Genomic DNA, 20,564 nt, shown 5'->3' on the forward strand with positions numbered 1-20,564 from the left:
TGGATGACGCCGATCTGCTATTTGATAACTTCATCTACAGTTATAAAATTCAGCATACTTATGTCGCTTTAAAGGGAAAAACTTTTGGGGGGTAGGGGTTTTTGGCTTATCCCTTGGGTAAACTGAAACGGCTTTTTCTTACACTATAGGTGCTGTGATGCAAAAATAATAAATGATCATTGGCAAATTGGTGCAGGATATGAATTTGCCGACTGGGCTCCTGATACCTTCCTATTCCAGGAAAACGCTGGATTAAAATAGAGACCATAAGAAGAAAATAACAAATCACTGCAACGCAATCCAATCGGCCCAGGGTATTTGTCTTATGCTGATTGCCCAATAACCGTCTGAATTTGCAGAGTGGGAAAAGATAAAGCTTCTACTATTTTTCATTGGGAAAGTGTTTTTTTACAAGGGGAACGATAGATAGTGCTGAAGTCCATGCAACCACCGTTACCCTCTCTTTTCTTTTCAGAGAGCTCAAATAAAATTGTTAAGTCACCTAATTCTTCCTTTATTAAATTTTGACCAAATTAGTTTTAAAAGCTAAAATGTGACACTTATACGAGCACCTCGATCACAAAATGTCTTTATTTTATGTTAAAGGCATGTAATGCGTATTAAGATTTCCGAACCGAAACCCCTGCAAGCTCCTGTTATTGCTAAAAAATACCCTCAGCCACTTTCTTCAACATTGACGCTCATTGGAAATTTTGAAAATGCTGCGGTTGCACAGAACTTAGCAAGTCTCCCCGAGAACCATAGCAACTGTTGCTTTCATTTATGAGGCTATTTATAAAGAGGAAACAGGTCGCATACAAGCAGGCCCAGATACTGATGTCGAGATACCCACTGGCTTTTACCTAGTTCGTATTAGTAATAATTTGCCCTTTTATACCGCCAATCTCCCTTTGACTGTCAAAAGTCTTACCATTAAATTGAATCATAATAACGGCAATTACCCTTTACATGAATTTCAAATTGATAGTTTAGTGAAAGCGGTCCAATCACTTCGATCTACTATTCAATCCCTTTATTTATCAAATATTTAGATTTTAAGCCTAGCAATAGCTCACATTCCTACTATGCAGAACTTTACAGGCAATACCTGTTAAAAAGAAGGCAACTTTTCAAGAGCATCCTGAAACGGTCCTTTCTGTAGCCCTCTCCTGGCCTGAAGGATTAAAATTTTTACACAAAAAAATAGAAAAACTAATCCTAGTACAAGCTAATCTATTCAGCTTACCTCAAAAAAAGCTAATCGAATTATTTGATTACATAAGCCCGAATTTAAAATCCCTTAGTTTAAAAAACAATCAACTTTATCGGTTGCAAAGGGAGCTAATCCCTGTTCTTTTCCCAAGTTACCAATACCGTAATTTATTAAAGAATAAAGGTTATATTGGTAGCATAGTAAAAAGGGAGATTGCTGGGATAATAGGGTTATTGAGAGCTTCTTTGGAAGTTTAAAAAAAGAACGAGTTCAATGGCGAAACTATCAAACTCGATGGGAAGCTCAACAGGACATCTTGAATTACATCACCATGTTCTATAACAGCCACAGATTGCATTCTTATTTAATATTTAAGCCCAAATCAATTTGAAAAACAGAGGGATTTTTTTATAAAAGTTGCTTAACTGGGGTGTAACATTTTCCTTGACCACTTCACAATTTAAAAAATTGGTGAAGATATATAAGTCGTTACGACTCGGTTAGTTACTTGTGAAGGCTAAAACATATAGCGCAGAAATTTGTATGTTTTTCTCACAAAAAATGATTATTAATACGGATCCTGTGGAAGAACCCCTAAATGTTATTATAGCAAGGGATTACTCTATTCTTAAGTAAATCAGGCGCTTGCTAATTCTATAAATTAAATCTACTATCTGATTTTTATAAACTCCCTAATTTATAAGGAGAGAATTATTAATTATTAGGAGAAAAAGAGCTTCCGTGAGTGGGCTCTTCGGGATTTGTCAATCTTGTACCAGCTGCACGAAAAAAAGTATCCGCCGCAGAAAATATAGAATGGGTTCTTGAGTAATCTGTTAGGGCTGCGCGGTAGGTATACAATAGTGAACCTTGTGTAGAGGAAGCGGGAGCAATGGCATCTTGGACGATTCGTTTCATCGTATCATCGCTCGCCTGAAAAAGTCTTTCAAAATCTTCAGTCGCTTGTCTTCGAACATCAGTAGTTTGATTTACGTCATTGGCTATGCGATGTAACCGAATTAATTCATTATATACTTCAATTTTCATGGCGATACCTCTCTCAAAATAGTTCCAATATTTGTCTAATCGGTGATATTTTATTCGATTTCTTTCTGAAAGGGCAAACGAATAGAAGGAGGGCATGAGATTCCATTTTGGAATGCTTTTTAATGTTTTCCTCTCTTGAGGAAGAAAACGCTTGCTATTACTTTCTACTTTAGGGCTTCGAATTTCCTTATTAGATCATTCATTTCTATCGAGGGCAGGACTGGGTTTATTATAGCAAGCAAAACCGGGAAAATTAGAATCTAGGCAGAGTAAAACCTTAGATTAAGGATAATTTACCTTGTGGGAGATACTCCTCGTTCAATTTCATGAATTCGATCATTAATAGAGTTTAGTTTAGCTTCATAGAGCTCAATTGTTCCTTGAGGTTTTTCTTTCTTGATGAGCGTGCTTAAAGCTTCGATATCACAATCAAATTGTTATCAACTAAGTAATCCCAAAATAATTTCAAACAATACGCATAGCTTTTCACCGTGCACGGCGATTTGTCTATGTTATTTAGATAGCGAACAAACTCAGTAATCGGTTTAATCGGCAAGTGATTATCATCAAGAACTATCCATGTGACATGATAAGAACTCAGTTTGATTTGATTATCACGGTAATCAGACTTAACAGATATTATTTACGGCGGATTCAACTGGCTGAGGTATTTCCTCTTCTCTCCTCTACTTGGGTTTCAAATTTAACACCCCTTTAAACTAAGCATCAAAAAATCTCCTTACGTCGGTTAACCATTCCATCACCCCTATATGAAATTAATGTTTTAAAAAAATTATATTCAAAGGGAATCAGGAATAATCACTTAAGCGATCTTCACAGACATTTATTGTAATGTTATAGGGGATTTTCCGCGCTCTTAATATTTTAGACTTTTGCGTCAGGGCGCAAGTTCCGGAGCGCTAGGCCTACTTGACATATAAGGTTGCAATAAATCATTTGGATTATTTTTTACAAACAACACAATGTCGTTTCTTCGACCTGAAATTGCCTGAGGTGTTAAGGCAGCAAAATAATCTAAAAATGTTGGGTCTATAAATCTATAACGTGATTGCCCTAATTTGCCTTGTTCATCGAGAAAAATACATCCTTTTCGTCCTAGAGTTATCATTTTATAATCTTCTTCATTCTTAAAAATAGAGGAATCATATTCACGGCAGAAAAATTTTTTATAAGGTTTCAGTTTTTCATCTTGGGTTTTTAGAATTTCTTCTTCTTTTATTTCTGTTAGCTTAAATTTATTCATAAATTGTGCAACAGCCACACTATATTTTAAAATTAGCTCAGACACACTAAATCGCCCAACTGCGAGTAAACCATTATTTTCCAATCGAATAACATCTGCCCTATCGTTTATCATAAGACAGGTAATAAAATGAAATAAATCTTTTTGAATGATTTCAGATACAAATTGATTCTTAGGTTGGTCTTCATAAAACAATTCTAAATAGGATAAGACATGCATCGTTACCATTAACATGATGGGCTTTTTAATAACACCTTCTAAATTAGGGATTAAGCTAATTCTAGATTGGACAGATAATACATCTTGGTATTGTAGTTCCTTTGCAGAATGGCTATTTTTGATAAAGTTAGCAATATATTCCTGAACTTCATCATAAGTAAACTCAGATTTAGAGGACAGTAATGCATAATCGTCTAAAATATCTTTTTCGCGAGTGGTTTTAACATATGGCAATTTTTTCTGATTTTTAATTTTATAGTTAGCTAGTTCTAACTTCTCATTTTTCATTAATAAATTAAATCGTTTATCAACTTGCGCTAACTTTGCTTGAGTTCTACGAGAAATTTTACTAATAATCTCCAAAACGACGTCGTCAGGACATTTTGCGAAAAAATTTGGCATTTTGGAGGCTCCTAAATTGGTAGACTAATCATTTGGAAAGGAAACAAGGATTATTTAAAATCCAATGCGCCTATATTTTAGACGTATTTTTGAGATTATGGTATGCTTAATTTTACCCATATTTTTATTGCATACTTTCCAGCAATTTTTAACAGATAAATCTAGTTTTAAGATTAATCAGACTTTAGATGCTTTTCTAGCTCTCAGCAAAAACACCCTACTATCAATATGAAAATACCTTTGGAACACTGTAATCCTTCTTGATTTTCACCCATTTTTACCAGACCTGAGCGTATAAAAATGTTAATTGGTGCCCAACTTTAACCGAAAGATCTCACCTTTCAATTCAATCGTATCTCCTGCAACCATCTTTTTTCTTTTCTGTTTTTCTATTATGCCGTTTACCAACACGGTGCCCGAAGCTATCATATCCTTAGCTTCTGCTCCACTCGAGGCGATACCTTCAAATTTAAGAATTTTAAAGAGTTCAACATGTTCTTTATTAATTAAAACATCTTTCATATTATTTATTACTCCAGTAATGATGAGTTGTCGCAGTCTTTACTTTTTAATGAAGCAAGATAAAGGGTTTCTATTTCAGTCCTTGCCCATGGCGTTTTGCGCAGGAATTTAAGGCTTAATTTGATGCTGGGGTTCGAAGAAAAGCAGTTGATCTTGACTCTTTCCGCCAAGCCTTCCCAGCCATAATAAATCAACAAACTATTTAAGATAGCCTCTAGCGTAATGCCATGCAGCGGATCATTAGAAGTTCTTTCCATCAACTATACCTTTTTTTGTTGCACAGGGGGTTAGTCAGACCTCGCTAAACTCTACTACTTCAAATACTATCAATCAGAATTAACAGGCCGTTTGAGTCAATAACAACTCGACCGCCATCTAAGATAAAATATATTGAATTCCATGATCATGAGCTAAACGCAGTAGTTTAAGATTAGCTCCTTTGGGGTGTACCTCCCCTCGTTCCCACTTTTGATAGGTAGATGGAGTAACATTCAATATTTTAGCCATTACAGCTTGGCTAACTTTTTCTTTAATTCGCATGTTCTTTATTTCTTGTGCCTCAAGTTCTTTAACCTCACTTAAGTTAAGCATTTCTATTTCTTTAATAGTAATTGCATCTAACCGAAGATCTTTGGCAGTTTCTAACATAGCATCAATAATTTTACTCATTCTCAATCTCCACTAATGCCCCCTCTTTTATCAGCTTATTAATCTCCACATCAGAATAAGCCAACAATGATTTAGCAATAATTTTAAAAGCTTTTTCTTCATTAGAAGAAATATTACTTTTGGCATTCTTCTCAAACCCAAAAACAAAAAAACAATGTTTCCCTTTTTTGAAGGCGACGATAGTTCTTGTACTACCACTCTTTCCTCTGCCTTTATTCGCAACACGCTTTTTTATTACACCACCACCATAATTAGCCTCGTAAATTTCAATAGCAATTTCTTTAGCAGCGATATTAAGCGATTCATCACTAACTTGATTTTTTATAGCCCACTTGGCAAAAAATTTAGTTTTTATTATTTTCATCAATAACGCCTTGTGTAGTAATCATTACTATAGCAAGATTTACTATATCGCGCAATTATAGATTAAATAAACGGGGGTTTTGTTTACTTTTCTGTCCTACTTAATGACCAACAGTAGTTCAACATGAAATTAGTTAAAAAATGTAGTTAATTTAACTATATTTAGTAAACTTTATTTTTGATGGAACTAATTACTAATGGGTTGACTACTAGTCTTTGGAAAACCGGTGTTTGCAATAACCACAAATCGAGTTCTCATCTAAATCTTCAATATCTGTTTCAGTTTCACAATATCGACAGACTAAATTAGCAGATTCATATTCGCAGCCCAAACATACATTTTCACCTTTTACAAAATATTCTTTGCTACAAGGGGTTCTTTTCAGGAAGGTACGAAATTTCCTAGAGCATGCCTACAACCCTTTACCAGTCTAGGCTGCAGCCAATAAATTGATTTTTTCATTTGACATTAAATTTTCTATAACCTCATGTAAATTAAGGGATTCCTTGTTGTTATAAAATTCATATATTCTACTGTTTTAGTACAGGAGTTGTTTAATGAGTTGTGTGCGTTTGGACTATCTGAAGCGATGTAAAATACAAGCTTTTGTGCATTCAGGTTATACACAGCAACAGATAGCCGATGAATCGGTGTACATAAATCGACAATAGAAGAAGTATTATAAAAGCTACGGGAGCCCTAAGCGCCAAGGTCTATTGGAAATAGACGCTTCGTTGATGAGAGCCTCTAAAATCATTGATGAAAAAGCTCTAGTTAGTGACTGAGAAATTGACACCATCATTGGTAAAAATCGTAAGCATGTGTTTAAATTGCTGAGTGTAATTTGTTCCTAGGTACCTATTAATTTAGAGCCGCCCTCCCATAAAAGCTTATTTCAGTAGAGGGTCTAAATTTTCTTATATTCCCTGCAAAGTATGCAGCTGCATTTATTTACTACTACATGTGGGTACTTTTACCCATATAGATAACCTATACTTTCTGTATAATATATAAACAGGGAGTTTAAATTTAACATGTTTTCTAATTTCACTGACAAAAATAATGTCAACTTCCATTTTAATTTGAGGCATAAACATTATGAATATTGAGCAATTTAATCAAGTAGTTTTTTTAGCTACGGAAGCTTATAAGGCAAAGTATAAAAGTGAAGATGCACAGAGTTTTGCTCTTGCAACAGCACGTGCCACGGGAATAGCTTTAAATGATCCAGCATTAACTCATGCCTCATCTGGACTTTCAGAAACTTTACTGCGTGTAAAAAACGAAGCTTTAGAAGCTATACGTCGAGAAGAAGAGGTTTTTAGTGAGTATAATACATTCATAAGGGAATTAGCAGAACACGACATAATAGAGCAGGCTTTTAATAGTGCAAATAAGATTACAAATGAGAGAATAGATGAGTTGTTTGACGGTGAAGTAGAGAGTGTTGGAACCTATGCAGTCACTTACTTTCAGGAAAATTTTATAACAAATTTAAATAAAGCTCTTAAAACCAATTTTGCTTCAACTGTGTTAACTAGAGGGTTTTTTAGCAAAAATCAATCAGAAAATACTCCCGCTGCAATTGAAGAAAAACAATCTAGTCTTTCCACACAACAGATTACAGAAATACGAAATTTAATAAGTAAACTTAATAAGGAAATTAATAGTTTCTGGCCTTACCCTCACAAGGACAGGAAAGCCAAAAAAGTAGAAGGATTAGAAGCATTGATTGAAAATTCTTTAACTATGGATGCTATTAGTGCGGTTAACAAAGTAGAAATTAATTTCCCCGAAATCCGTTTGGGTTCTATAAGTTCTCGCACAGCCGATTTACTTGATTCAATTAAAAGCAATGGAGTTGTGGCTTCCAAAAGCTGAAAATTGTTAGAGGTATCTAAATTCTGACACAGATGGGGTCGCTACCCCTAAACAGATGGGTATATTTGCCTATATAGGTTGAGATAAATTTATTGCATAATTAATTTCCACTCAAAGACAAAAGGAAATAACTGGTGACTCGATTAAAATTATTCAAACCGAATACAATAATAAATAGAGATGAAAAGCTTCAAAAAACAACGAAAGATGCACTTCTTGCAGCTTCTTTACTTGAGAGTTGTTATAAATATACATCTAAAAATGGAATTAGAAACACTTGGTTTAAACAATATATGAATCAAATATCAAAACTTCGTACTGACCTTAGTGGTTTTGAGGCATTTAAGACCGATGAGCAAGTAAAAATTTATATTACTAAATTAAATACATTAATTGGTCTTTCTTATGAAATCAAAGATAAAATTTGCGATAATCCTTTTATAGATCCAGCCAAAAGCACAATAAATAATCTCAAAGAAATATTGACTAGTATATCTAAAAAAATAAATCAAGAGACGGGTGTGTCCAACAATAATGAAGCAACGATGTCTCTACAGTAGTCAATTTAGAGCACAAAGATTTTGAAGTACTCAACGTATCATCAGTAGATGTTATTTTTTGTCCCAAACAAATGATAAGAAAAATGTGGTTGCATTAACTAGATGAATACACGTTATAAATCAATAAGTTAAGTCTGATTATCGAAGTAATCAGACTTAACTTGTTAAATTCGCCGCCGCCAAGAAGACCAAGGAGAGAAACGCATACCCTCCCTCTCAGCAATTTAAATTGAAGCTGTACAAATTATTTTTTTCCATTATCCTGCTAATGTTTTTCAAGGAGTAATGGAATGATGAAAAAAATAATATTTTATTAGCAACTCTCTTAGTCTCTCTACACAGTTTACCAGCATACCCAAAACATATTTACCCAGCAGAAATTATGGCAAGAGACTTACTAATTCCAGGTTTAGGTTGGGCTGGCCATGTAGGTATTTCAACTACATATATGATGTCACCAGACGGAATGCTAAATGATGCAGATCAAGTCATAGAAGTACTTAATGAATATCCAGTAGGCCAAATTAACTTAATCAGCGACTTTAAATCCCGATCAAAGTATTGGGGCAGTCGATATGGAGTATCTGATAGAGGACCATTTGGCTACAGAGTCCTTGTAGAGGCGAATCATCAGCGTTGGTGGTGTCCAAAATATACAAATGATACGAACTATCATGTCGGCTCAGGAATTCCGAACACAGGAACAATTATCGAGTGTGGAACTTGGCGCTGCGATACCTATGCCTGGTGGGCTTTCTTCAGTCAAGGTGTAAACACAATGCCCGGTAAGGTTTGGTTACCTAAAGTTATATTTAATTTCTTCCCGTATTATAATGATGAAAGAATAAAGCCAATAAACTCTTCTGATCTTCAAGAAGAAAGAAACTTAGAAAATGTAACAACTCTTGAACTTAATGAAATGCCCTATGAGGAGTTTCAAATGTTAATGGATTCCCCTCCAATACACTATGTATCATCCCCTTCAGCTGTTCAAATGCAGTTCGCATATGATTCGAATCTAAATGAAGTAAAAAGAGGAATCATGATTGATAGGCTTGTAGCAGAAGATAATGAGCCTAATTTAGTTCAAAAACTAATAAAACTCTATAATGAAACAACAAATTCAGAAGTTAAAGATAAAATCGTACAAGGTTTAATGTTATATAATCAAAGACATAGAAGTTTAGGAAACTATATTAAAGATGATCAACCTCTATTAAAAGTCTTTTTTGCTGAACTTTTAAATTCTAAATCACTCACTCCTCACACCACCGATGACGCTCTGAGAGGATTCATTGATATAAGCTCCCCTGATGAAATTCTGGCAAATGTACCTCAAATCAATAAATGGCTTTCAACCTTGAATCATTATCCTTCAATTATGCTGAAATATTCCTTACTTTTTAAATCCAAAGAGTTACAAAGAATTTACATACAATCTATAGTAGATGAGTTACGTGAAGCCAATAACTCAGATTTGGATAGTTATTTGTTTGGCCCCTTGTCTATGGGATATCAAGGGACAGGGAAGAATTTATTAGAACCAGAGTCAAAAAAAGTAGTTATGGATTACTTAAAAGAGATTAAATACAAATATACGGAAAAAGGAATTAAAGATAATCCTAAAGATTTTCATAGAGCAACTACTGCTCCTTATTATTTTGAGTTACTAAAACATATGAGTATTTAGATATAATCACCATTTCACATGCCAACTTGCTGATAGTTGGCATGATATAAACTCGATTATACAATTAATCAGACTTAGTAGGTATTTTGAAAAACATTTTTAATTTCAAAAAAACAGAATAAGTAAAACTCTTTACTAATGAAAAAATATTTGTGATTTGGGTTGTATTTTTTAAGGAGCTATTCTTGTTTCTAACAAAAGTTAATAAAATTTTACTTAATTCATGTGCCTTATTCACCCCTTCAGTACCACTTATGATCGCCTTGTTATATAATTCATCTTGATTTTTTCCTTTATTAATTGCTTCCGCTATTGGTCTAAAGGATATCAATAGTTCTTTATGAATCTCCGATAATTTGACTAATGATTCTTTGGGCAAATTCAGGTGCAACTCCATTATCATAAGCAATCGAGGAAATGGATTTTCTATTTGCTTTGTATCTTTTAAAGAAGATAAATCCGAATTTGACTTAAAAGCCCTACTTGCAGTGTAATTTGACTAAGTATGCTTAAAGCATAATCGTTAATTTGATTACTTAATAAAAATGCTTCTTCAACGTATTGCAACGTCTTATCTGCTGATTTAAAAAAGTGCCCAAAATACAAAACAACGACACCACCAATTATTGAACTAAAAAGAGAATTCCACACAGTCAATTCCTAATTTAACTAAGTATAGACAGGCCTTTATCAGCCACTAAATTCAGCAGTTTCAAAGATGTTCCTCTTGGATTTTTTTCTCCTTGTTCCCATTGGCGAACTGTTGATGGAGATGTATTAAGATATTTTGCAAACACAACTTGGCTTACATGTTCTTTTAAACGTAAACTTTTTATTTCCTGTGCCGTGAAAGATTTAATGGTAGGCAAACATAAAGCATCAAACTCATGCATTGTTGTCGCATCAACAATCCCTGCATCATAAAGACCTTTAGCAGCCCCATGCACGACATCTAAAATTGACTTTTTCATTCTTTATCCACCTTAATCAGACTACCAGCACGCAAAGCATCCGATATTTCTTCATCAGTTAAAGAAAAATAAATCTTAGCCAATTTTTTTAACGCTTTAAGTTCCTTTTCGCTGATATTGGCCTGTTTATTTTTTGCAAAGCTATATATAAAAAACGCTTTATCATTGTATTTAAAAGCTATTATAGTCCTAGCCCCACCTCTTTTCCCTTATTGTCTAAAGGAATACGTTTTTGTATACATTTCCACCTAAATTGGCATCAAATAATCCATTATTCATTTCATTTATTGCATTAAGAAGGACCTCATTAGAAACTTTATATTCGTCAGCCCATTCAGAGAATGCAGTTATTTTATAAATATCCACGTAGAACCCTTTTTGTTAAATTATATCACCTAGTGTTATAATTTCCAATACAAATAGACTATACATCTTTAAATTTAATGAGTTCCTACAATTCTCAATTGCTATTTACTTATACTTTTTAAAAGCCATATGAATTCAATCTGACAAGAGTCTCGCACCATTATTTGAGACTTTTTCAATAATGTATTTTCAAAGAGAACAGGGAAAATCTAAAAATTTAATAGATAGTGACAGAATTAACACCAGCATCCAATGTAACTTTCTTTCCTATAGGTAATACACAATTTTTGTCCCCATGCCCATATGGAAAATTTTTAATACATGGCACTTTAGAACGCATCGACCATTCAGAAATTACTTCATCAATAGTGCCGTCTCGATTATCAAAATTTGAAACACAATCCTCAAATTGTCCGAAGATAAGCCCAGAAATCTTACCAAATACTCCGGCTAGCTCTAGATGAGATAACATTCTATCTATATTAAATGGCTCTACAGCTACATCCTCTAATAACAAAATATTACCTTCAAAGTCAGGCTGATAGGGTGTGCCGATTAAGGAGGTAAGAAGTGACAAATTCCCTCCCACAATAGCTGCCTCTACTATACCAGGATTAACACCTTCACCTTCAGTAATACAATACTGCTCATCAAAAAGGCAGGACAATAATGTTTTCTTGATGAACTGATTAGATTTGGTGGTTAATGTAAATCCAGTGTAAGAGACAAGACCTGTCATTTTAAGAATGCCTAATTGCAGAGCAGTTGTATCACTAAAACCAACTAAAATTTTTGGATTTTCTGTAATTGCATGGTAATCCAGCAATGGCAAAAGTCGCTGAGATCCCTGCCCTCCTCGAGTAGCGATAATGCCTTTAATTTCCGGATCTTTAAAAAAATCCATAACATCTTGGGCACGATCTTCATCATTGCCTGCTAGAAATCTATTACTATCAATTAATATGATTACCTGATTTTAGTTTAAAACCCAAATCCTTTAGAAAATGAACCCCAGCATCTATCACACCTGGTCTTAAAGAACTGGAAGGAGAAACAAGACCAATTATATCGCCTTTTATTAAAGGCTTTGGTGTAATAATATTCATATATCTCCAAAATTACGATTTAAAGAACCCATAGACTATATCAGATGAAGAGTTCCTCAATTGTTTCTTGCATCTCCTCCTGGCTCGGTTTGGCATAACGAAAGATTTCCTTAATGGAAACATTGCCACTTAGTTCTTGAGCAAAGTGTACTCCATGTTTATCTGTGACCCTCTTTAAAAAAGTATGCCGGAGTTTATGCGGTGTAAAATCAAATTTCTCCTGCTCGGGTAAAAAAGCCAAAGCTTGCTTTAATACTCTCTGACATATTCTATAAACATCTAATGTTTGTAATCGTGTCCCATATCGTGAAATAAATAAAGGTTCATCTTCCTGTCCTTCTCTCTTTTCTAAATATTGATCTAAGTACACCCTACTCTCTTGTGGTAAAGGAATTTTTTGACTAATGCGTTTTGATTTATGACGTAGTACATCGCATAGTCCTTTTTGTCGATATTGATTTACATTCAATGAAACAACTTCTGATTCACGAAGTCCTGTACCTAATAATAAATAAAAGAGTGCTGTCTCCATCAGTGGATTTTGATTTTTACGGGTACAACTTTTAATACGCTGCTCACAAGCAGACTTTAATCGCATTAATTGACGCGACGTTAATCCATTCCAATCCGGTGCATCAGTTTGCAAATCTTTGACTTGGGCTAATGGGTCGCCTGCTAATAAAGGTCGCTGTTGATGAAGCCAACGACCTACATGGCGGATGGTTGCCATTGTTCGATTTATTGAAGTGGCTTTGTAAGGTTTTCCGGTTTTTTCAGAGATAGTTTTACATAAATGCTTCTGAAAATGTTTGCTAACCGCCGGTGTCCAACTATCAACCAAGTCATGCCCTACTTCCATTTGAAAGAAATTTATAAATTTACTCAAGTCTTTCATTTTAGCTTGTTCGGTTTTTTCAGGAGCCCCCTTCACATGCACTGAGTAATAATAAGACAACCACGCAGAAAGTGAATTGGTGTCAAAATGAACATCCAAAGGATGGAAAATCTTATCTATCACAAACTTTCGATTTTTTGAATTTTGCTCATCCAATAAATTCATAGGGTCTCTTTTTTTTCCTCATTATACCCTGTTTGTGATGGATAAGGTACGTTATCTAGCTCTAATTATTCCCATAGGTTTGATTAGTACTATACAACACGCTATATTCATCCAAGTTAAATCTAAGTAACTATTCTGCAATATGCCTGAAAAAATCTATTGGGTTTATATTTTACGCTGTAGCAATCAAAGCTATTACACAGGTTATACAGATAATCTTGAAAAACGGTTTTTAGACCACCTCACAGGCAAAGGTGGGAAATATACGAGAAGCTTCAAACCTCTCTCAATTGCTCAAAGCTGGGAAATTAAGGGCAATAAAAGAAAAGCTATGCGCATTGAACGTTACATCAAAACACTTTCAAAAACACAAAAAGAGGAACTTGTTCAAAACCCAAATTCTGAACTCTTAATTCATATACTATCCAATGAATTTTAGAGCTTTGAATGAGAGGGTTTTTAATCAATATTTAAAAGGAGATTCAATGCAAACTAAGATAGAAGTAAGTAAAACAGCGAAGCCTGTTATGGCCGTTAAATATATTACTTCTCAGCCTTCATTTTGGCAAAAAATGGGTTATGGTAATCGCCAAACACCTCTTGCACATAATGAGTCCGCTCGACTCTTTTTAAATGAGGAAGATATAAATAATGCCGAAAAAAGGCCAGACATTAAGCAGATTAAAACAGTAAGCTCCCGCGAAAGATGGATTAATAAACAATATGAAAAATATATAAAAGAAAACAATTACCAACAAGTTATTATATTAGGAGCCGGATTTGATATAAGAGCTTATAAAAAAAATATAGAAAATCAAAAGGATAAAAAAAATGCTCCTAAATATGCTCAAGTAAGATTCTGGGAAATTGATAAAGCTGAAATTTTAGATGAGAAAGAGAACATATTTAAAAGTCATGGACTCGACAAAAATGCTACTTACTTAAGAGCTGATTATACTAAAGAAGATTTTATACACATGTTAACCTCTTCGAATATTAATTTTCAGTTACCCACCCTCATTATTTGGGAAGGAAATACAATGTACTTAGAGAAGGAACAAATTTTTCTGGTTATTCAGAAATTAAAGTTGGCTTTCTCTGAGTTTTCTTTACTATTTGACTATTTTGAACAAAAAACTATTGATTCTTTAGATCCTAATTCAGTATTGAAGAATTTATGGAAAACTGGCATTAATGACATTCATGAATTTGCAAAACAAAATGATTTAATGGTATTAACTTCTCAAAATATTGGAGAATTAGAAGTATACTATGGCGTAGATAATGCTCCATGCGAACGAGCAATGCAATATTCTCTTTGTGATATAGGACAACGTCCTTTCTAGCCTACCCTTCGCTACCATAAAATTTTTTTATGGTAACTTTAGTAATTATCAATAGTTTGAACTAATTTAAAGCCATATAGAATAGTACTTTGATGGCTTTAAATTAAAAGAGATTCTTTGCAGAAAACTCATCTAGTTCGCAGAAAAATTAATGAGTTTTGGATAAATCCCATTACACTTCTCACAATTTCCTGAGTTAATTGGATCTGTCCGGAAACAAATATTAAATTTAAAATTTGATGGATAGTGAGCCTGTCGCTCTTCATACACAATTGGCTCAAATAAGGAATTATAATTGTTCGAGTCGCCATGCTTTGGATAATTTATAAACACAATTCTAACTATTAACTTTATATAATGTTTGACAAGCTATGCACAGCTTTATCCACAGATTTTGTGGATAAAAAAATTGAAGCATTTTTCCTGCATAAAGAATAAAAATCCTTGCCAGCAAAGGAGTTTATTTTAATATTGAAAGAAAGTATCGAGGACTTCATGCTAAAATTAAGATAAATATCCACAAGATGGGTTGAGATTGAAAAACATAACTGCGAACAGACATACTAACAAATAACTTCTAAAAAAACAGTCTTGACGTTTAAGTATTTTTAGAAACTTATTTTTCTCTCAAGCAATCTAGTCTAAAAAAGAACCATCTGATTGATTCAAACCTGCTCTGCTCGAAACGAATACCTTTTAAAGGCGGTGATTTCACTTCGTCGTAAGGTATCTGAAGCACCGACTCGACAATAGATTTGTTCATCTAACCATGCTTTTTCATCGGTCAGTTGTTCATTAGGAATAATCGACCACCAACATTTTGGCAGCCTACCTGAACCATCCGACCAACGATACTTTCTTAACTTGAGTAAGTCCTTTTTATCAAAAGCCGCATTTTTCAGCGCACAATAGGGTTTCTTTTGCTTTGACTTTTGATTTAAGCTCTTCAAAAGCCCCTTGCTCCTGCAAGAGAAGGTTTAATGTAGCCCGACAATCAACAATGGCGCGATGCCTTCATAGAAATAACCCAACTAAAAGTTTAAGTATTCTAATTTGCTCTTTCATATCCCCCGATTGCGCCAATCCATGTCTTGGATGGGTGCAGACAAAAGGCCTTTTTTCCACTAACTGACCAATATGCTCAGGCGTTTGTAGCTCTAAAAAATTGCGATCAAATTTACTGTTATGACAAATGACTAATGAGATTACCTCAACATTCGAAGACTTTTATCCCAATCAATAACCTTGCCTCATTGGTAATGCCGGTTATTTTGTAATTTCTTCGGGGATTAACTTATTAGGATCATTTAACTCATTGTAGCTATCAATGACTGCAACTATCCCCTCACCCGTGGAGAGGTAAATGACAGTCCTATTTCAAGAATTTCATGGCTTTTGGTATCAGACCCATGGTTTTAAGATCGATAATGGTCGCTACAAATAATTTAGGGTCTTGATAAGACTCTCGTTTAAATTGATTCGGAATTCGTTTTAAAATACGATAATCAGGATGGTTTGAAAGTCTATCGGCTCCGTTATTAGCTCCACGGGGTAACGATATCTTTTCGGCTTTCTTTCTAGCATTGCTTTTTTCCTCCAAATAATACCAGTCTAGAATAAAGGCTAATTGACGATGCCGGCAAAGCTGCTGATTTTCAAGCTCATGCGGCCAAATTCACCAGGTCCTTATCAATTGTCTATTTGGGCGAGAGGTGATTAAAAAACAACTCTCTATTTCTAGGCGTGAATTGATTTTTGCTTTAGAGGAATTGCTCCAGATTGTAATAAACACTCAACTGGAGCACGTTATATATGACTAAATTCGTGTGAATCGCTCAGATCTTGACCGGAGTAATTGGAGCCTTAATCAAAATTTGAAGGAAGCCGTCAGATATTTTGCAAAACGTAATTGGTTTATAATTTATCCTCCATGAGTCTGTAAATGGCAGTACATGTCCTTTTTTTGACATATTGACAAGAATAAAACAATAGATTAACATGTCATTTTAATATACATTATGAATATAATTTATTCATATGCCACTAAAGACACATACCTTTTTTTCAGGTTCTCTTAACCATCTCTCCATAGAAGCACTGGAAAATGTTGCTAATCGCTTAAGTATTGAAGAGTTGATTAAGTTACAAATCACAGGAGATAGCACTTTAATTGCAAAAATGAACAATGGCAATTTGTTACTGAAACTGTTTTGGAAAAAAATAAGTGTTGACTTATTGCAAGCAACTCCTGCGAGTGAAGCCTCCCCGCACAAGCTAAAAACTACTCAATCTTTACGCCATCTCCATAAGCAGTTACCTGAGCTACTATTCGAGCCAGAGTTAACGGCCATACAAACCGATGCTGTTGGTCGATGCATTAATCAATCGCTTTATCAACAAGCATTAGCTACAGGCGATGTTTGGTTATTAGAAGAACTACATAGCGAAGTTTTTCCATTATATCCAACAGAGGAAACGGAGGCCACTACTAAGGCATCCCAGCTTTTTAAAGCACAATTTCCTTTGTTCAATAAACCTATTACTCTAGCCTCCATCCGTGAAAAAGAGCCTGATTTAGTGTTTTCTCGAGAGGAAGAAAATTTTTTTAACATGGAATCAGCATATTATGATGAAAGAAATATAAGACAAATTATCACGATAAAAAAAGCCTTAACGAAGGTTATAAATGAAATTACAAATGATAATTGTGATCATGCCCAACCCACTCAGGCCACAAAAGAGGCTATAAATGATTTAAAACTAGCCTTAGCTAACGACGATGTTATTATTCAAACGGGGCTGCATTTTCCATTATTTATACTCATGATGGCAGCAGATGTGTATAGGAAAAACAATCATACACGGACCGAATGGGACCACTCAAATCAACGCGATGAAAAATGGAGTGTGTACTCACGTTTAGTTTTTGGATTAGTGCAAAAATACCTCACAGCGGTAGATGGGCAAAGCTTGCTAAATGGATTTGGTCAAGTTGATTCTGATTTTGGGCCAAATAGAAAAAATAGTCTGTTTAACATGAGTCCCCAACCCGGAGGACGATATAGTAAACATGTCAAAGGTCCCATCTCCTTAATAAAGGACTTAGGTAATATCGCATATATCACTGATAAAGGTGTGATCGCTGAGACCGATGAGCGAGATCTAAAGACATTTTGTTTTGGATTTTTTGGAGGTTATATAGATCAATACTACATAGGGACAGTGTTTGATCCATGGTTTGATCCTTCTAAGATTCCTTCGAATCTGACTGAATATATTGCTAAAAAAGTAGAGATTTTGTTAAATTATTCAAGCTCCTCTCAAACCAATTTAACTCTGTAAAAAGGGCTCCGTCAAACTGATTTGCTAAGCTTAAATAATCAAATTAAGGACTCTGATATAATTATCATCCCATCCGTTAGGCTAGAAACCAGCTTAGTATGCATTCTCATTGTTGGAAACTGGATGGGTGTAATCTTTCCTCTTAACTTATACCTTTTACTTAATCATTTTTTTTGAAGTTACTTTCAATTGATTCTTTTTTTACACGACACGAAAAGCATGGTCAATGAAGAGACAATTAAAGTCGCCTCATTACACCACACGGTGGTCAGAACTTCCTGTTGCCTATTTAAAATAATCCATGCTATTTACGTTTGATTATCTGAATTAAACGATCAATCTCATCAGGATCAAGCGGGTTCTCCTGGGCCGCAGGTGGATTTAATACATCTTTTAGACGAATACCTCCAGAAATATGTTTTAAATCATCTTTTTTAATGTTTAATTTAGTCTGTTTTTTTGAAGCACTAGAAGAAGACTTCTTCATAATTTTGTCCTATAACAAATAAGGTACTTTGTAAGAATAGTTCAAAAGGAGTTCCTATTGTTTTACCTGAGCGTATTTCTGTCTGTGCCAAAATATTTAAACTTCCCAAATTAAAACCGAAGCGGTCTTACATAGCATCGAAATTGATAAACATCCCTTGCAAACCATTGCCGATGAATTAGAGGTCAATGTGGATTGGCTTTTAGGGAAGAAAACTCAAAAAAACCACTAGAAGAACCCTCTAGTGGTTTAAGAAATTAACGTTGGTATTGACCTGGTTGATCTTTCTTTTCACCTTCCCCAGGTTTATGACCTTGTTTTTGACCACCTTGGCCTGGGGCTTGTTTTCGTTCATCGGGATTTTGTCCCATATTTCGACCACCTTGACCTTGTTGGTTTTGATTCATACGTTCTTTATCGTCCCTGTTCATGATTATCTCCTTTTATTGATAGGGTAAATCAAGTATAGAACAGAAAAACTACAGTGTTTTAAGAAAACAGGAGATAATTTCTCTTATCACTAAAGAAAATGAGGCCATTCAAAGAGATAACTAAGCTGAACAAGAAAGTTAGAAAGAGAAATAACTATCATTTAGAAAGACTTGTGCGTTTACAGAGTGATTATAGCGGCCGGGAATTCAGGAAATCACCCCCCCATGAAACATTTATGATGCCAGGACCGACTATTTAAAATAGTAGAACAGTTCCTAAGATTCGGAATTTATTATCAAATTGCAAACGTCGAGAATGTTTGGAACTATTTAGATCCTAATAACTAATAAAAGCCACCAAAATTGATTGCTAATCCATTAACTCACGTGATAAGAGCGACTTTTACCCACCCCTCTTTTCGTGTATCAAATTGGTTATAAGCTTCAATCACGTTATCTAAAGGTTTCTTTTGAGTTAAGATTGTTAATGGGTTAATACGATTATCTTCAATAAGAGACAATAATTTAGGGATATAGGCACGATGTGGGCAATTTCCCATAACTATTTTTAAATTTTTATTCATGGCTTCCCCAATAGGATAAACGTTAAAGCCTGGAGGATATACTCCAACAATAGAAACGGTCCCGCATTTTGCTGCTAACTTAACTGCTTCTTTCAGTGTGTAGCTAGGCGCATTGCCCGGTACCCATTCATTATTATGGCTCCCAACATGAGGGGCGACCTGAGAAACTTCTTGTTCATATTGCTTTTTATTATCTTTAACTTTTTTTGCTGCAGGACCGTGTGATGGAGCAAATGCATCAATACCAACGGCATCAATAACAATATCACAGAGTGAACCATTGGTTAACTCTTTAATAACTTCAACTGGGTCTTCTTCATTAAAATTAATACACTCCGCTCCTTGTTTTTTTGCCATTTCCAATCGAGAAGGAATTGCATCAACAGCAAATATTCTTGACACCCCTCTTAACTTGCAACTTGCTATGGCAAATTGTCCAACAGGACCGCAACCTAAAACCACCGCTAGGTTCCCTTTTTTTACATGAGCCATGTCTACTGCAAAATAAGCCGTGGGAAAAATATCAGAGACAAGAATAGCTTGATCATCGGAAATCGAGTCAGATAATTTTACCAAATTATTATTAGCGAAAGGGACCAAAACATATTCAGCTTGGCATCCATGGAAAGGTCCAGTCATTTTAGGACCACCGTAAAACGCTGTTCCTGCATCAGGCCCATTTGGATTGGCTTTGTCACATTGAGAATAGTTGGCCCTACGACAATTTAAACAGGTTCCACAAGCGATAGTTGAAGGGACAACGACTCTATCCCCTATCCTTAAATTTCTTACACCCTTCCCTATTTCATCAACCACACCAACTGCTTCATGTCCTAAAATCGTTCCAGATTCCATGGGACCCATTGTGCCTCGGATAAAATGTAAATCTGTTCCACATATAGCAGAAGTGGTAATTTTTACTAATGCATCGTATTGGTCGTTTAGAGATGGTTTTTTTACATCTTCTAAACAAATTTCTCCAATGCCGCGAAAAACAAGCGCTTTCATTAAACCTCCTGTCATGGCTCCTTTTTCACATT

Annotated in this window: 24 protein-coding genes and 2 pseudogenes; 9 read left to right on the forward strand and 17 right to left on the reverse strand. The window is 34.7% G+C overall.

The genetic code is table 11. The annotated features are described in order from the left end of the window. Window positions 1-2 precede the first annotated feature (2 nt). Window positions 3-261 (forward strand): annotated as a pseudogene (locus clem_RS15425) (hypothetical protein); the annotation flags it as partial. A 1,095-nt stretch (window positions 262-1,356) separates the two neighbouring features. Then, a pseudogene (locus clem_RS09660) lies at window positions 1,357-1,638 on the forward strand (IS3 family transposase); the annotation flags it as partial. A 289-nt stretch (window positions 1,639-1,927) separates the two neighbouring features. Here the strand turns inward: clem_RS09660 and clem_RS09665 are convergent. From clem_RS09665 to clem_RS09690, 6 genes are all read right to left on the reverse strand, one after another. Then, window positions 1,928-2,260 (reverse strand): hypothetical protein, encoded by a 333-nt coding sequence (locus clem_RS09665; RefSeq protein ID WP_157698224.1) that lies wholly within the window; start codon window positions 2,258-2,260, stop codon window positions 1,928-1,930. Between the two features lie 898 nt (window positions 2,261-3,158). Further along, a complete protein-coding gene (locus tag clem_RS09670) occupies window positions 3,159-4,145 on the reverse strand; it encodes an F-box protein (protein ID WP_094091367.1) in 987 nt (328 codons plus the stop codon). A gap of 303 nt (window positions 4,146-4,448) precedes the next feature. Next, window positions 4,449-4,667 (reverse strand): RNA-binding S4 domain-containing protein, encoded by a 219-nt coding sequence (locus clem_RS09675; protein ID WP_094091368.1) that lies wholly within the window; start codon window positions 4,665-4,667, stop codon window positions 4,449-4,451. Window positions 4,668-4,675: 8 nt separating this feature from the next. After that, window positions 4,676-4,924 (reverse strand): VF530 family protein, encoded by a 249-nt coding sequence (locus clem_RS09680; protein ID WP_094091369.1) that lies wholly within the window; start codon window positions 4,922-4,924, stop codon window positions 4,676-4,678. Between the two features lie 118 nt (window positions 4,925-5,042). After that, window positions 5,043-5,336 (reverse strand): helix-turn-helix domain-containing protein, encoded by a 294-nt coding sequence (locus clem_RS09685; protein ID WP_094091370.1) that lies wholly within the window; start codon window positions 5,334-5,336, stop codon window positions 5,043-5,045. After that, window positions 5,329-5,700 carry a type II toxin-antitoxin system RelE/ParE family toxin gene (locus tag clem_RS09690; protein ID WP_094091371.1) on the reverse strand — a complete coding sequence of 124 codons (372 nt, stop codon included), beginning with the start codon at window positions 5,698-5,700 and terminating at the stop codon, window positions 5,329-5,331. Before clem_RS09690 ends, clem_RS09685 begins: the two co-directional genes overlap by 8 nt. Before the next feature lie 1,098 nt (window positions 5,701-6,798). Between clem_RS09690 and clem_RS09695 the strand changes: the two genes are divergently transcribed. The 3 genes from clem_RS09695 to clem_RS09705 all read left to right on the forward strand — a co-directional run bounded on the left by clem_RS09695 (window position 6,799) and on the right by clem_RS09705 (window position 9,831). Continuing rightward, the gene (locus clem_RS09695) at window positions 6,799-7,581 is read left to right on the forward strand and encodes a hypothetical protein (protein ID WP_094091372.1); all 783 of its coding nucleotides are present in this window, start codon (window positions 6,799-6,801) and stop codon (window positions 7,579-7,581) included. A gap of 134 nt (window positions 7,582-7,715) precedes the next feature. Next, entirely contained in the window at window positions 7,716-8,141 is a 426-nt protein-coding gene (locus tag clem_RS09700) for a hypothetical protein (protein WP_094091373.1), read from the forward strand. A gap of 382 nt (window positions 8,142-8,523) precedes the next feature. Beyond that, on the forward strand, window positions 8,524-9,831 hold the full coding sequence (locus clem_RS09705; protein WP_232505450.1) for a hypothetical protein: 1,308 nt from the start codon (window positions 8,524-8,526) through the stop codon (window positions 9,829-9,831). Window positions 9,832-10,275: 444 nt separating this feature from the next. On the opposite strand, the gene clem_RS09715 is transcribed toward clem_RS09705, so the two are convergent. The 7 genes from clem_RS09715 to clem_RS09735 all read right to left on the reverse strand — a co-directional run bounded on the left by clem_RS09715 (window position 10,276) and on the right by clem_RS09735 (window position 13,334). After that, a complete protein-coding gene (locus clem_RS09715; RefSeq protein WP_094091376.1) occupies window positions 10,276-10,482 on the reverse strand; it encodes a hypothetical protein in 207 nt (68 codons plus the stop codon). Window positions 10,483-10,496: 14 nt separating this feature from the next. Continuing rightward, the gene (locus clem_RS09720; RefSeq protein WP_094091377.1) at window positions 10,497-10,802 is read right to left on the reverse strand and encodes a helix-turn-helix domain-containing protein; all 306 of its coding nucleotides are present in this window, start codon (window positions 10,800-10,802) and stop codon (window positions 10,497-10,499) included. Further along, a complete protein-coding gene (locus clem_RS15320; RefSeq protein ID WP_332460237.1) occupies window positions 10,799-10,987 on the reverse strand; it encodes a type II toxin-antitoxin system RelE/ParE family toxin in 189 nt (62 codons plus the stop codon). Before clem_RS15320 ends, clem_RS09720 begins: the two co-directional genes overlap by 4 nt. Before the next feature lie 31 nt (window positions 10,988-11,018). Beyond that, on the reverse strand, window positions 11,019-11,168 hold the full coding sequence (locus clem_RS15325) for a type II toxin-antitoxin system RelE/ParE family toxin (RefSeq protein WP_269766784.1): 150 nt from the start codon (window positions 11,166-11,168) through the stop codon (window positions 11,019-11,021). Window positions 11,169-11,385: 217 nt separating this feature from the next. Continuing rightward, complete coding sequence (locus tag clem_RS09730; RefSeq protein WP_332460221.1) at window positions 11,386-12,072, reverse strand: S66 peptidase family protein; 687 nt, start codon at window positions 12,070-12,072, stop codon at window positions 11,386-11,388. A gap of 49 nt (window positions 12,073-12,121) precedes the next feature. After that, on the reverse strand, window positions 12,122-12,274 hold the full coding sequence (locus clem_RS15345; RefSeq protein ID WP_332460222.1) for a hypothetical protein: 153 nt from the start codon (window positions 12,272-12,274) through the stop codon (window positions 12,122-12,124). 40 nt (window positions 12,275-12,314) lie between these two features. Further along, a complete protein-coding gene (locus clem_RS09735; protein ID WP_094091378.1) occupies window positions 12,315-13,334 on the reverse strand; it encodes a tyrosine-type recombinase/integrase in 1,020 nt (339 codons plus the stop codon). A gap of 142 nt (window positions 13,335-13,476) precedes the next feature. Between clem_RS09735 and clem_RS09740 the strand changes: the two genes are divergently transcribed. Both clem_RS09740 and clem_RS09745 read left to right on the forward strand, forming a co-directional pair. Beyond that, window positions 13,477-13,773, forward strand: a complete 297-nt coding sequence (locus tag clem_RS09740) for a GIY-YIG nuclease family protein (RefSeq protein WP_094091379.1) — start codon at window positions 13,477-13,479, stop codon at window positions 13,771-13,773. A 46-nt stretch (window positions 13,774-13,819) separates the two neighbouring features. Continuing rightward, entirely contained in the window at window positions 13,820-14,680 is an 861-nt protein-coding gene (locus tag clem_RS09745) for a class I SAM-dependent methyltransferase (protein ID WP_157698225.1), read from the forward strand. A gap of 665 nt (window positions 14,681-15,345) precedes the next feature. Here the strand turns inward: clem_RS09745 and clem_RS15125 are convergent. Next, window positions 15,346-15,630 carry a hypothetical protein gene (locus clem_RS15125; RefSeq protein ID WP_232505451.1) on the reverse strand — a complete coding sequence of 95 codons (285 nt, stop codon included), beginning with the start codon at window positions 15,628-15,630 and terminating at the stop codon, window positions 15,346-15,348. A 1,087-nt stretch (window positions 15,631-16,717) separates the two neighbouring features. On the opposite strand from clem_RS15125, the gene clem_RS09755 reads away from it, so the two are divergent. Both clem_RS09755 and clem_RS15430 read left to right on the forward strand, forming a co-directional pair. Continuing rightward, a complete protein-coding gene (locus clem_RS09755; protein ID WP_094091381.1) occupies window positions 16,718-18,022 on the forward strand; it encodes a hypothetical protein in 1,305 nt (434 codons plus the stop codon). Window positions 18,023-18,248: 226 nt separating this feature from the next. Further along, a complete protein-coding gene (locus tag clem_RS15430; RefSeq protein WP_094092330.1) occupies window positions 18,249-18,320 on the forward strand; it encodes a DUF4113 domain-containing protein in 72 nt (23 codons plus the stop codon). 6 nt (window positions 18,321-18,326) lie between these two features. Here clem_RS15430 and clem_RS09765 read toward each other — a convergent pair whose 3' ends face one another. From clem_RS09765 to clem_RS09775, 3 genes are all read right to left on the reverse strand, one after another. Next, complete coding sequence (locus clem_RS09765) at window positions 18,327-18,509, reverse strand: hypothetical protein (RefSeq protein WP_094091382.1); 183 nt, start codon at window positions 18,507-18,509, stop codon at window positions 18,327-18,329. A gap of 257 nt (window positions 18,510-18,766) precedes the next feature. Continuing rightward, entirely contained in the window at window positions 18,767-18,940 is a 174-nt protein-coding gene (locus tag clem_RS14855) for a hypothetical protein (RefSeq protein WP_157698226.1), read from the reverse strand. Window positions 18,941-19,323: 383 nt separating this feature from the next. After that, complete coding sequence (locus clem_RS09775) at window positions 19,324-20,532, reverse strand: alcohol dehydrogenase catalytic domain-containing protein (protein ID WP_094092331.1); 1,209 nt, start codon at window positions 20,530-20,532, stop codon at window positions 19,324-19,326. Between the last annotated feature and the right edge of the window lie 32 nt (window positions 20,533-20,564).

The organism is Legionella clemsonensis (genome assembly GCF_002240035.1).
In the GTDB taxonomy this organism is placed as follows: domain Bacteria; phylum Pseudomonadota; class Gammaproteobacteria; order Legionellales; family Legionellaceae; genus Tatlockia; species Tatlockia clemsonensis.